The 13063-nt window shown below is 38.0% G+C and carries 13 protein-coding genes and 1 pseudogene; 7 read left to right on the forward strand and 7 right to left on the reverse strand.

What is annotated here, in order from left to right; all coding sequences use genetic code 11:
* Nucleotides 1–125: 125 nt before the first annotated feature.
* The 4 genes from MHI32_RS11860 to MHI32_RS11875 all read left to right on the forward strand — a co-directional run bounded on the left by MHI32_RS11860 (nt 126) and on the right by MHI32_RS11875 (nt 2801).
* On the forward strand, nt 126–917 hold the full coding sequence (locus MHI32_RS11860) for an AraC family transcriptional regulator (protein ID WP_076280849.1): 792 nt from the start codon (nt 126–128) through the stop codon (nt 915–917).
* 413 nt (nt 918–1330) lie between these two features.
* On the forward strand, nt 1331–1774 hold the full coding sequence (locus MHI32_RS11865; RefSeq protein ID WP_340012400.1) for a hypothetical protein: 444 nt from the start codon (nt 1331–1333) through the stop codon (nt 1772–1774).
* Between the two features lie 48 nt (nt 1775–1822).
* Nucleotides 1823–2287 (forward strand): NUDIX domain-containing protein, encoded by a 465-nt coding sequence (locus tag MHI32_RS11870; RefSeq protein WP_339173494.1) that lies wholly within the window; start codon nt 1823–1825, stop codon nt 2285–2287.
* Nucleotides 2288–2366: 79 nt separating this feature from the next.
* Nucleotides 2367–2801, forward strand: coding sequence for a hypothetical protein (locus MHI32_RS11875; RefSeq protein ID WP_081386269.1), 435 nt, complete (start codon nt 2367–2369; stop codon nt 2799–2801).
* A 33-nt stretch (nt 2802–2834) separates the two neighbouring features.
* Here the strand turns inward: MHI32_RS11875 and MHI32_RS11880 are convergent, their stop codons facing one another.
* Nucleotides 2835–3794 (reverse strand): hypothetical protein, encoded by a 960-nt coding sequence (locus MHI32_RS11880; protein WP_340012401.1) that lies wholly within the window; start codon nt 3792–3794, stop codon nt 2835–2837.
* A gap of 134 nt (nt 3795–3928) precedes the next feature.
* On the opposite strand from MHI32_RS11880, the gene MHI32_RS11885 reads away from it, so the two are divergent.
* The 3 genes from MHI32_RS11885 to MHI32_RS11895 all read left to right on the forward strand — a co-directional run bounded on the left by MHI32_RS11885 (nt 3929) and on the right by MHI32_RS11895 (nt 5424).
* On the forward strand, nt 3929–4168 hold the full coding sequence (locus tag MHI32_RS11885; protein WP_076219630.1) for a hypothetical protein: 240 nt from the start codon (nt 3929–3931) through the stop codon (nt 4166–4168).
* 415 nt (nt 4169–4583) lie between these two features.
* Nucleotides 4584–4784 (forward strand): hypothetical protein, encoded by a 201-nt coding sequence (locus tag MHI32_RS11890; RefSeq protein ID WP_076130557.1) that lies wholly within the window; start codon nt 4584–4586, stop codon nt 4782–4784.
* A 313-nt stretch (nt 4785–5097) separates the two neighbouring features.
* Nucleotides 5098–5424, forward strand: coding sequence for a YolD-like family protein (locus MHI32_RS11895; protein WP_076130555.1), 327 nt, complete (start codon nt 5098–5100; stop codon nt 5422–5424).
* A gap of 162 nt (nt 5425–5586) precedes the next feature.
* On the opposite strand, the gene MHI32_RS11900 is transcribed toward MHI32_RS11895, so the two are convergent.
* From MHI32_RS11900 to MHI32_RS11925, 6 genes and pseudogenes are all read right to left on the reverse strand, one after another.
* Nucleotides 5587–6414, reverse strand: a complete 828-nt coding sequence (locus MHI32_RS11900; RefSeq protein WP_076130554.1) for a hypothetical protein — start codon at nt 6412–6414, stop codon at nt 5587–5589.
* 721 nt (nt 6415–7135) lie between these two features.
* Nucleotides 7136–7666 carry a GNAT family protein gene (locus tag MHI32_RS11905; RefSeq protein WP_076183325.1) on the reverse strand — a complete coding sequence of 177 codons (531 nt, stop codon included), beginning with the start codon at nt 7664–7666 and terminating at the stop codon, nt 7136–7138.
* Between the two features lie 572 nt (nt 7667–8238).
* Nucleotides 8239–8490, reverse strand: a complete 252-nt coding sequence (locus MHI32_RS11910) for a DUF3951 domain-containing protein (protein ID WP_036686019.1) — start codon at nt 8488–8490, stop codon at nt 8239–8241.
* Nucleotides 8491–9108: 618 nt separating this feature from the next.
* A complete protein-coding gene (locus tag MHI32_RS11915; RefSeq protein ID WP_340012402.1) occupies nt 9109–10194 on the reverse strand; it encodes a hypothetical protein in 1086 nt (361 codons plus the stop codon).
* Nucleotides 10195–10832: 638 nt separating this feature from the next.
* Nucleotides 10833–11018: a hypothetical protein gene (locus tag MHI32_RS11920; RefSeq protein WP_139330169.1), complete on the reverse strand. Its 186-nt coding sequence runs from the start codon at nt 11016–11018 to the stop codon at nt 10833–10835.
* Between the two features lie 246 nt (nt 11019–11264).
* A pseudogene (locus MHI32_RS11925) lies at nt 11265–12090 on the reverse strand (dihydrodipicolinate synthase family protein).
* Between the last annotated feature and the right edge of the window lie 973 nt (nt 12091–13063).

The raw sequence follows: 13063 nt of genomic DNA on the forward strand, positions 1-13063 counted from the left end.
AAAAAAATCTTTTTTTGTGCCAACTATTGCTCTTTGGTTCTTGCGTAAACGAACAAATTCATATTATGTTCTTAGTATTACAGCAGCTATAGTGCTTGGCATTCCATGACGATAGGGAGAAAAACATGAATATTAAATATCAGCATCGTGACCAGGCGTTTCACTCCTTTATTTCTACCAATAACACTTATCCTCTTCATCTACACAAAAATGTAGAGATAACAATGGTTTTGTCCGGCAAAATCAATATCAACATCAATGGAAAAGAGTATGATTTGTCTGAAGGAGACATAGCGATTATTTTCTCCAATCAACCTCACAGCTACAAAACCCTAGAGAAAAGCCAGATCCTGCTGTTCTTTTTTGACGCCACTTTTCCGGGGGATTTTGCGGGGGATTTGCTTAATCATGTTCCGGATAACCCTATAGTTTCGAAACAAAAGGTGCTTCAAGATCTGCTGGAAACCTTGTATAAACTATATAAAGAACAATGTGATGTTCGTCTGCTCAAGGCTTATACCTCTGTAGTATTAGGGCACGCGCTGCCGTTACTGTTAATGAAAAAAGTAGACTATAAAAAAGAAATGGATCTCGTCCCCAAAATCCTAGCTTACATCGACATGCATTTTTTAGATCACATAAATCTGAATACGCTTTCAAGAGAGCTTGGCATTAGTAAATTTATCATTTCCCGAATCTTTTCTGAGCAGTTTCACATTTCATTTCGTGATTACATCAATGGCCAACGGGTAGCCTTTGCTCATATGCTGCTGTTATCCACTACCCATCCGGTCACGGATATCGCGTTTGATTCCGGATTCAACAGTTTGCGTTCTTTCTATCGTGTTTTTAAAAATGAATACGGGATCACCCCCAATGAATTTCGCCGAAAAGTATCGAAGGAGTGTGTAGAATGAAAATGATGAAGATGGCTTATATTCTATTTGATGGGATGACTACGTTAGATTTTTGTTGGTTTTTACGATGCGGTTACCCGGATGGGAGTTCTAAAGGCGATAGAAAATGTATCGTGGGATTTTTGTTCCAACAAGGAAGAAGTCACGGATGATCGAGGATTGACGTTGAAAATAAACCAGGTTTCCCCTGATCTGTCAGCCTATGATTTGATATTTATCCCTGGAGGGTTTTCGACTCGACAACTTAGATTCGATACTAATTTTATAACATGGATTCAGACTAAGTGAAGATGGATTACCCATATTACAAAGACAATTAACCCTTCCAAAGGGAAATCATAACTATAATATATGGGAATTAATGATATAATATCCAAAGTGAAATAATTAAGGTGATGAATAGAGGTGTAAGTATGTTGGACACAAACAATAGCAATAGAATGCTGGTAACTTTTCCTCATAGTAAAAAATATCCTTATTTAACTTCATATAGTTTATTAGCCAATGCTTTATACGTAGGTTTGAATGTGTTTTTTGATCTTAGTGTTTATTATTATTTATTTTTTGTCCTGCCAGTTTTTCCTTTTCTATTTATTTCGTTAAAAAGTCAAAAGGAAAAGCATAAACTTGAAGTACTAGATGATAGTGTAGTAATTGGTGAAACAAATATTACGTGTGGTTCCTTGAAAAAAATTGTGATTCATAATCCTATTTCAATATTTTTTCATATAATTCCGGCTCGAAAAAAGAAAAAAATAATTACGATACAGGTAAATAAGGATGAAGCAAAAGATATTTTTACACTATTAAATAAATGGGCACAAAAAAATAGTGTGGAGATCGAAAAACAATATTAGAAGAGCCACTTAGTCCCAGAAGAGATGTTGAAGATATGAGGTGTCACGATGAAGATAGGAAAACCGATTAGAAAGAAGGTATACGGATTTATTTTGCAAGACAATGAAGTTGGAGAAAAGACCTTATTAGTCTATCTTAATGAACCAGAAGTACCCTTTAGATTAGTAGGTGGAAATATCGATGCCGGGGAAACAGAAGAAGAAGCGTTATTCAGGGAAATTCAAGAAGAAAGTGGACTTAAACAATTTAAATTAGTAAAGAAAATAGGCACACAATATTATTATAAGGATTTTATAGATGCGAATGTCGAAAGACATGACTACCTTCTAATTCCAGAAACGAGATTACCTGAAAAGTGGAGCTTCACTGGAGAAGGAGAAGGTGAAGACTATGGGACTATTTTTAACTACCAATGGATAAATCAAGATGAAATATACTTATTAGACAAAGAGTTTAGAGAATACATGACGGAAGATTACATGCAAGAATTATTCAGCAAGGTAAAAAGGTAATCCATCTAAACCAAGTGCGAAATGATAATTTAAAAAAATCGGCTGTAAGTATAAAAAGCATAAAGATGGTGGGATTGTTTTGCGTGCAGTTAAGCCTATAATGTTATGGTTTATTTCGACGATTTTATTCACCCTGGCAGCCTTTGGATTGGAGCTTTGGGAAGGAACTAAAATAAGTACAACAGAATATTACGGTTTTCAAAACATTGGGTTTGCTTTTATTTTTCTGGTGTTCCTCTTTTCAGTTCTTCTTTACCCGGTTATACTGCTTCCTTTATCATGGGTTATTCGAAAGATAGTTAATCCTTTAGTAAACCGCATAATGATATTCTTATTGAGTGGTATTGCGGGATATGGTTTCTTTTACGAGGTGTACGATGAACGCTTTATACGGGAATACCATTTGAATAGTAGTACAGCTATTATTTTTTTCGGTATTGCTGGTTTCATCTATGCTCTGGTGGATTACTATTTTGAGTCGCAAGCCATTAAAGCCGAACAAAATCCCTGCTAACCGTGGCGGCCGGCAGGGACGTTATTTTTTAATCTAAGTATTAGGTAATTTGTTAACCTCGTCAGTAAAGGCTTCCAAGTACTGGGTGAATAATCCTGTATCTATTTTGGTGGTTGCATCATTTGCAATAGGAGGCGTATCTTGGATTTGTTTGTACATACGATCCATCTCACCCGTGAGCTTAGCCCAGATGCTTTTAATTGAGTCATATTTTGCATCAAGGTTGCTGATATAACTATCGTATTCCATTTTTTGGTTCATCGCTTTTCCTAATTGCTCGATTGTAAAATCTATATCTATTGTTTGACCCGTAGAGCCAGTTCCAGAACCTGCATACCAGCTGATATCAACAAATCCATCATTCCAAATATCTGAAACGACAAAATTACTGATTTCTTTAAGCATCGCTTCAGGAGACTGTTCAGTTGTACCTGCATTACCTGAATCTGAAGTATTAATTACAGGTTCCTTGAAGAGTTTCCTCACTTCGTTAAATGCATCCTTATCTTTGTCATTAGACGAATACCCCCAACCAACTTTGTCATCTTTAATAAAAATGATAAGTTCGCTATTGGAGGAAGACTTCTCACCTTGGATAAGCACGAGTTTATCTTTTCCGCCATCTTTGTCCGTATAATCAGCTGTTTCAATTACTGTAGGGTTCTTAAGTTTATTATTCTCGGGTGTCTCAGTAGATTCAGCCATTTGGAAAATGGGTTGTACATCTGGAAGTATATTTTCGGATACGAATTTCTTTTTCGCTTCGATATCTGAACCATTGAGGAAAATCTCCACATAGTTGAGAGCCAGTTTCTCGGAAGCTGTAAGTTTCTTTTTTGGCTCAGGAGTGGGCTCTGAAGGGCTGGCTGTTGCTTCGGACGGTGTAACTCCTGTAGACGTTGTATTTTTTTTCTCTGAATTTGTTGTGGAACTACCACATCCTGAAAGGATTACAATAGTTGCCACGATACATAAAAAAGCTTTTTTGTTCAATCTGATATCCCCCTAAATCTGCTAATAATTGCTAGTTAATTCTACCAGATATAGGAATAGTAATCTATGAATTATAATTTATGGCGGAACCAATATATTAGATTAGCGTGTTTTATTTTTCGGAGGTGATCATTTTGCTGAAAGTACTAAGAGTATGCGGTATTTTATTCAGTGCAGCAACAATCATTCTGGGAATCACATTTTTCCGCGGCCAGGATCAAGTGATAGTGTCTTGGACTATGCTGGGGATGTGCGGAGCTTTAATATTTAATGGAGCGGCATTGTATTTGAAAACGAAAGTTAAAATGGCTGTGCTATCCTCGATTGTTGGGATTGTACTGTTAATAGCCTCGCTTACTCAGTTTCCTTTTTAAAAATAAAAACAGCCTCGTCACCCTTAATAGGTCGGCGGGGTGTTTTTACGTTTTTTCCCTTTATATTTATTTCTTTTTTTTCTTAGTGGGTCCGATCTGGCGTCTTACCTTATCGTTCTCATCTACCTCAATAATATAAATCTCCTTCACTGTACCGGAGAGAGTAAACCATTCACGCATAGCTTCAACCTCAGTCATCGGTCCTAATATTCGTTTCCCCCTATAACATATAAAAAACACTCATACTCCTTAGTTTGTTTGCGGAAATGCAATAAATGCTTATAGAACAAATTATAAACCTGAGCGATGACTTTGTATGTAATAATTCATGCCTGGCGGGATATTTTTACATTGATTAACGAACGTACGTTTGGTTATAATACAAACAAATGTTCTTATCTTTGGAAGGTGAATAATTATGCAAATAAGCATCGGTCAAACCATTGAAATAGTGTACCAAGATAAATCAGGTAAGATATCTCAACGTAAAATTGATGTGAAAGGGATTCGTGGAGGATATATTCGCGCAACTTGCTTATCAACCGGAGCTCCGCGCGTATTTCTGGAGGCTAATATTCTTGCTTGGCAGCCTGTGCAAAAAAAGCGCTATGCTTAGTGACACCGCACGAAAGCTACTAATGATCATGCGACACTCTGCTGTGCATCATGCTCATATGCCAACTTTACAGGAGTTAGAGATCAAGAGTGGACGGACACCAGATAAGATCATTAGTGGGCTTAGGGAATTAGTTAACGAAAAATATATAGAATGGACCCCACACACTCCACCAGAGAGCGCCCGAATTATTGAAGGCTGGGAAAGGATTGACCCTAGGTTTAAAAAGAGAAAGTCAGAGCCACAAGAACTCCAATGGGGAATAGATGGTAGTAAAACGAACTACTGGACGGATTATTAGGAGGGCAGCTTCATGATGAAAAAATTAGAGAACGTATGGGAGTGTAGCAGAATGATATTGCCCGAACATAAAAACCGGATTATAGATGACAATAATGAGCAGGAACGTCGTGAAAAGCCTATTCTAGATTTACAGGAGATAGAGCGCTTTGAAATATTGTTATATCGTTCTATGGAAGAGCACAGCCCGATTACACTCACTCTGTTTGATCCCATGGAGAATATATTAAAACGAGGTATCGTGATGAAACTGGATAAACAACAGGGAATTAAACTCCGCTGGTCGGAGGAGGAGTGGGATTGGTTCAAGATGGAGGATGTTATTGCAATAACTACATAATTCACTTCATAAAAAACAGGTTAGGAGCAATCTCCTAACCCGCGCTGTACTTCTGATATTAATGTTCTGCTCCGTGGAATAAGACCACTGGTGAGGTACTTGGCAGTGCTGGCGCAATGCTGACGATGGTGAGGACCAACAATAAAGAGACGGCAAATTTTTTCATAGAGACTCAACCCTTTCTTTGAAATTTATTATTTTCTCTTCAAAATCTTTAATCTGAGTAGCATCAGCATATGAACGTAATGATTCGAAGTATACTACTGCTTGTTTAAAGATTTTATCAGAGTTTGTGACCTCAGCAGAATCTAATAATTTCATGCTATATTTGATAGCTGAATTATAATCTTGAATTTTTGTTTTATATCTGATCATATTAATAAAAAAAGTTTCTTGGTAGGAATTTATTATAATTTCATCAGCAGCGGTATCCTCAAATTTTGAAATACTATTAGAGAAAAGTTCTAAATGAGATTCAATGTTTAAATTGAAATTAGTAGCTGTTTTTAACAAAGTTATCAGTCCCGGTAGAACTTCTTTAGTGTTGGATAAAAGGAAAGAAACATAACGATCTATGAATTGAATATTTCCGGAAAGCACTTCTACTTCTAAGAGATTTGGCTCTGATATGTACTTATAATAGGCTACCTCATTTAATCCTTCAGCATCTAATCCCTTGAACCAACTCAAATCACTGTAAGCTTTAATGTAAGTTCGAGCTTTATCATAATTTTCGATTTCTTTGTGGGCTAGTCCCAACATAAGCAAGCTGTATCCATAATAATAAATTAAAGGTCGTTGGTGTTTTAGTTCCAGTTCATTATTGTGTGTGTAATTATTATAAATTTGAGTTATTCGGTTGAAAAAGGTATCTGCTAGTTTTAGAAGATTGGGCCAGCTTTCAAAAGAATATATCATTTTAAGAACTTTTACGGCTGGATCAAGATCTAGAAGATTTATATCTAAATCTAAATCGATATTTCCATCCAACGGCCTCACCTGCCTTTATTTTACATAATATACCTGTATTATACAATGTAATCAATAGATGGTCAATTAAGTGCTCCATATAAAAAATAGATGATTAATAGGGACCAATAGAGTAAATCTATCCATTATTGCGCCATGATGTGTGCCTGGGAAAGCTTTGGTAGTAGTAGATTACCGCTCTAGATGGCCACATAAAAAGTCATATAGATTATGTAATGCCTCAAGAATAGCAGCAGCTACGACATAAACTAAAAGGTTGCTATTGATTAAATCATTTACCGTATTATGTTTTGTGAGTACAAACTGGAAGAATGTGTACATCGCAATTGTTGCATATGCCGCAACCTTGGAAATATTAAATAACTTATCAAAGATCATTAACAGTGCGTCCACCTCCTTAAGGAATAAATATTATCAATAAATATCTAATTCAAATATCTGTAAACAGAAGCCCGGAGCTGCTGGCAGAAGGCGGCTAAGCTCGATCCGGAATCGGCTGAGGCTAGGAGAGTCTCTCTAGCCTTCTACGTTTGGAGGATGTGACAACAGTTGCTCTACTTAATACACAGTACGAAGATACAGTTCATTAGACGAGTAGGAGTATCCCTCTTCTCCCAAAGGCTATGACGAAGTAGCCGCAAACTATTCATTTAGTTGAGTTGAGCAACGTGAAGTAAATAAAAAGCCTACACCATAAAAATGTAGGCCCACCCATTAAAAGTTACTCTGTTACTAATTTTGAGAAAATGCTTAAATCAATAAACTTTCCTTTGGACTTTTCGCACTTTCTCATTGTTCCTTCGAATGTATAGTTTAACTTTTGCAAAACTCTGATGGAATTATTGTTTTCGGGTTCGACTTTTGCTTCTATCCTGTTGAAATTTAAAGTGTTGAACGCATAATCCATCAGAGATTGAATGGCCTCAGGAGCATATCCCTTGCCCCAATAATCTTTACTAATATCGTATCCGATCTCTGCTTTAGCGTTTGAAGAATCTATAGAATTATAACCGCAGGAACCAATTATGCGATTTGATTCTAACTCAATTATGGAATAACGAATAGCTTTGCTTTCCAAAGACAGGTTATTAAGAATTTTAATCATTTCTACTGCTTGGCTTTCCTCAGTGAAACTATTGATATTCATAAACTTTGTAACCTCAGGATCAGACCAAATGTTAAACAAACTAGCAGAGTCAGATAATTTCATTTTTCTTAATATTAGTCTTTTGGTTTGTATTTCTGTAATCAATATATTACCTCCATTATCTATTTGTTTTGGGGTTAAGATATCGATATCTGCGCATAGTTCAGTCCCTTCAATATTTAATTCAACACTATTATAACGTAAGAGTTTTTTTATGTCACAGTACGAAGATACAGAACATTAAAGGAGTAGGAGTGTCCCTCCAAAGGTCATGACGAAGTAGACGCATATTGCGAAGTATAGAGGCTATCTAGCGGTAATGCAGCCTATTTCTCTTTTGGCAGAAGTAATGTTCTTATAAAAGCGCCAATACAGCCAGAAAGAATAATAATCATTACAACATTTAGTGATCTAATAAGTACCGAAGATGAAAAAATTAATTGAAGGCTTTTTTGTACGATGATAATTCCAAATACCAAAGACATGGTGATTAAGAATGTTTGGATAGATATTTTCAAATCATTAATTCCTCTCTAAACAAATTACCAAAATCTAAATTTATTTTAACAAAAAATGATTGAGTGAAACGTAGTACGAAGATACATGACATTAAGGGATAGAGGAGGTTACAGAAATCCGCTCCCAAAGGCTATGAAGAAGTAGCAGCCTATTGCGCATCAGGGAAGAGAAGGTCGTCGTTTTGATAATGAAATGATGTTTTTGTCCTTATCATCACCATGGTCTGCATTTTCTTCTATCTCTTTTTTCTCATCGTGAAACTCAACAGGAGATTGGGCCGTGATGTAGTCAAATGGAGTGTAATTATTATTTGGTAATTTTCTTGTAAGGATTACCTTTACAATGATGATTCCTAATGAGAGATAGAAAATCGCGCCTACTCCAGCCAACATGAACAGTACTAATCTCATTGTTAACACCGCCTTTGTTTGATTTTATAATCAAATGTTAATATTTACAAGATTCAGGCTGCTGAGTACTATTCATTCGACTGAGATTTGATGCACAGTAGGAAATGCTTGGGCCACTAGATTTTACAAATGGTGGAACCTTCGAACATACGAATGAAGTGTAGCACAATAGTCATACCTACACATGAAGTGGTTTGACAGTTATAAATATTAATTACTTTAAAGCATCACAGAAAGGTTGTTTTACAGACACCATACTCATATGGATATCCGATCTCATCTTTAAATGTAACCTCTGCACCATATCGACAGATACTGCTCTTAGAGACAGAACCTTTAATGTTGTGTATTTCATCTACTGTGCTTCTTGGTAATAAGATAGGTTTTTAGATATATCTGTTTCTAACGGTAAGACCAATTTTTATGTAGTTACTACATTGAATAATAATGGAAAGTTAAGTTTCAAACAAAAGCATCAGCTACCCCTCAGAAGGCAGATCAACCTGAATCAGAACCATCTGGTGATCGCGTAATACTCACAATTACATTAATAACTGGTCTTGAAAAAGTCAGTGTGGCGGCGGTGCCCCGACTGCTGTATTTCTGTAACGTTTCCGCTTAATTGGCTTTGTCAGAAGCTTCATAGATTAGGCAGCGAAGGGTCTGATCGGGATAGCGGAACTCCGCGGTATAGCTACTTCCATCTTCCAGCAACAGTTTAACATCCACCATCCCGCGTTTGTTGTTAAACTCGGTATCGGTTAGATAAGCTTTGACAATGGTTCTTGTTTCTCCCTGCTTGTCCGTGATGACCTGCACGGCTTTATGAATCCAACTGGCATCCTTCTGGATGGTGCCGGCTGCGTCGTCGTCGATGGGAGTTCTCTTCAGTGCCAAATTAATGGCTGTCGTATCCTCTACGGCACCGGTTGTTGCATTAATCAACACATCATATTCCCAGAATACCTCGCCTGATCCGAGCAGGGTAAGATTCTTGTAAGGAGCAAAATGAACTGTCCAGGTTGGACGTTTGGTTAGTCCCAGCTCAATCAGCATTCCCGATGTTTTTAGCTTGGACACGTCGGCATCGAACAGCTTGCGCACACTGTCAGAGGCCAGTGCCTCAGCTTCAACCTGGCTGATTTTCTGAGGCTGAAGCTGAGGTACAGTCGGATTTCGTTTGGACACGAAGTAATTCAGCCGGTAGTACCAGTCAATCAGCTGTAACAGTTCCTCATCAGTCATACTCCTCTCCGGGTAGGTGTACGTATTGGTTTCTAAATCTAGATACAAATCTGCTTGTCCAGCCTTTAACGGCAGCTGCTGCTTGGGGCGGAGGCCGTCATACACATACTTATCGTCCAACACTTGTCTGCGGTTGATTTCGGATTCGGTTTCTTCCCGACCTGAAGTATGGGGATCTTCTGCCTTGTCTATAAAGTCATAGATTTGCTGGATTTGCGCTGCTGTCATCTGTTGATACAGGTCTTGTTGTATGGTGGATACTGGCGCCGGCGCCTCCACCTTCAGCACGGGTATCGTGCTTTCACTCAAAGCCAGCTGGTTACTGCCCTGAATTGATGAACTGTTCTTGGCGAAAACTACGGAATCCATCAGGCTGGGGACGAGCAGCGCACTGGCTGCAAGCACACCAGCTGAAAACAGGATAACAACTAATGTAGCGGACCGCTTTTTCTTGTTCAATCGGATTACCTCCATTGGGATCTAAGATGATGAATCTTTATACATCTTAACACCAAGTTATTATAGAATTAGGAGGATAGTTGTTATGGAGTTGTAAAAAGATCGGATACTTCCCCTTCACCAAGGACAGTCAGGAGTTAATCTCAATTTTGTCCACGTTTTTCTTCAAGAGCCACAGCTACAATGCAAGAAGTGTCTTTACAATAAAGATGTGCCAGAAGCGGGAAGTGTTTACTTAGTGTCGTATTTACATCGATGTGATTAGTCATAACTTTTCACCTAATTGGAAGTATGATTCGTGGGATAATTACATGAACAACAATAAAGTTATTAAGATGGACTTTAAAGCAGAAAAACGATTGGTTGCGAAGAAATAGATAGTTCGGAGAACAAGGAGTTTTTGTACTGATGAACAATAAAGATTTTCAATACAGAGAGACATACTTTATTGTGGGGAAACCAGCAACTCTATGGATACTCATACTTGGATTGGTTTCGTTTGGAACCAGATCCAATAGGTCATCTTATAGATTATGGTGGGATTGTAGAGGGGATGCACCGGATCTATTAAACTTGCTGGATCTCATTTTGTTTGGAAGTGATTTGAATTTAGAGCATGCATTCAATAACCTACGATATCACACTTCTTTAATCCGTTTGATCGCCCAAGAAGGAAAAGAAAATAAACCACTCTTAGTTCTTATTGTGAAGTAACCTGTAGAGTCGCTCTCCTGACAAAAACCAACATATGTCTCTCCACTGACTAAATGTATTTGTAGTTGTAATTCTGTTTCAATTGCGTGAAAAATCAGTGTGAGATTCATATTAAAGCCCCCTTGCATAAGATGATTATATTCATAAAATACCCACTTCATTGTTAAGGAACGCAAAATAGTTGACAATTGACAATGTTGTAATATTTTAAACGTGATTTTGGCATAAGCATGACTATAACAAATACCCCATCAATCACTTAAGGTTGATGGGGTATTTGTTATATTGATGAAAACTAACGATCCTTACCAGTGTTATAGAGCAGCATATATACTTCCCAATGAATTATATTAAGTTTATACAGTAAACTTTAATTCCTTTAGAATGATATTCAGGTGATTCCTAACGGATTTGTTTAATGGTTGTAAAGGCAAGGGAAGACTAGGACTTTTAATTAAGCCAATTATTTCAGCAGCTGCTGAAATCACTCGAAGGCTACCGTAGCTATTGAATAACTTCCAGATCGGTTCTAGTAATGTTGAAAGGTGTTGTGCTTCTTCTAAATGGCCACTTTGAGTCATTCTTGTGATATCTAGACATAACCTCGGAAATAAACCACCTAGCACTTAGTACCATAAGTCACAACCTGCACTCAAGCCTGGATATGCGGATGGATTCCCGCTTATTCCAAACGTAACATGGAGTGGAATAACAGCTCTGAGTTTTTCTACAGCAATTCTGCTGTGCAGCTCATCACTGAAATGGAAATGTGAAGTGCCGGGATTATCATAAACACAAAGTGGAATGGAGAGTGAACTTGTCACCTGTTCGTATAGAAAAAACACTTCTTCATCTGTTAGCGCCTGAAGGAGATAGGAGCCAAGAGTACTGCACTTGCCCCAGCTTGTTGTGCATCTTCCGCTAATCGAAGTACTTCTGAAGTTCGAATCGCACTTATGCTTGTCATCACGGGAATCCCTTCAGCAGAACTAACAGCAAGCTCAAGGACACGCAAACGCTCCCCTCTACTAAGAGATACGCATAGTTACCAGTTGATTCCAGTACACCAATTGAGTCTACTCCTGCCTTTACCAGGCGTTGAATGATTGCTAGAAATGCCCTTTCATTAACTCCTGCCTCATCCATAGGGGTAAGCGGAAACGCAGATAAGCCATTAAACATCATTTTAAAATCCTTTATGAATTAACTTTTATAATTAAAATCAATTATAGAAATCAATTGGACTTAAAAAAGGACCAATTCTTTAATAAAAAAAGGGACCAATTTTAGAGGCTAGGTGTTGTTAAAAAATATGAGTTGCCACGTTTGTCCCGTAGCGATTTAGATTCAGAACAAACATAAAATAACCTGTCAAGCTTATGCCTGAAGGGTCTATTAGTGCTTATACGATAAACTCTGTAAATACTGGGCTTCGAAGCATGCCAGATTTGGTCCAGTTCCTCATTCTTACCTTTGCTTGAAGCCGGACTCCAGATGTACAAACTCCGTATCCGTACCTTTGTATATCAAGATATCAAAGATGGCGTAATACGCTGGGAGTGTCCCAGTGAGTTGAGTTATTTTATCAGTTCGTCTCGCTTGAAATCGGCTCATAACAGATTCAAAATCGGATACTCCAGTCTCTGGATCAACACAGGTAAAACTCGCCGTCCAAAATAATATCATCCGAAAATGGGAGATGTAGCTCAGGGTACTGCCGAGAAGGATTTAACTGGGAAAAAGCGACTCTCCCTCAACTCTATGAGATTGCGTACCACGATAGCGGCGCACCCCTTGTGCACAAGCAGGCTACCCTAGCTGAGATCCAACGCAGACAAGCTCATCGGCGTGAAAGGGTTAATCATAAAATCAAAGCGGTCGAAGTGTATAACGACATTGACGGTGAAGTGGTCAACTTTCTGATGATGGGCATAACGGAACCGAGGCGATTACAGCAGGAGTGTGATGTCCTTCCTTACAGCCGCGCAGGAGGACTTCGTAACGACCGAATAGGCGCGAGCCGTAAGAGATCATTCAGATCATTAAGGGATTAGGAGTATCTCTCCTCTCCCGCAGGTGCAGTATATGCATATAGAGAAGTATCAAATGAATTTTAAGATCATTAGAAAAATAATCTCATAATAAGCGCGTAGCA

The sequence above is a fragment of the Paenibacillus sp. FSL H7-0690 genome, from assembly GCF_037980415.1.
Lineage (GTDB): Bacteria > Bacillota > Bacilli > Paenibacillales > Paenibacillaceae > Paenibacillus_AQ > Paenibacillus_AQ odorifer.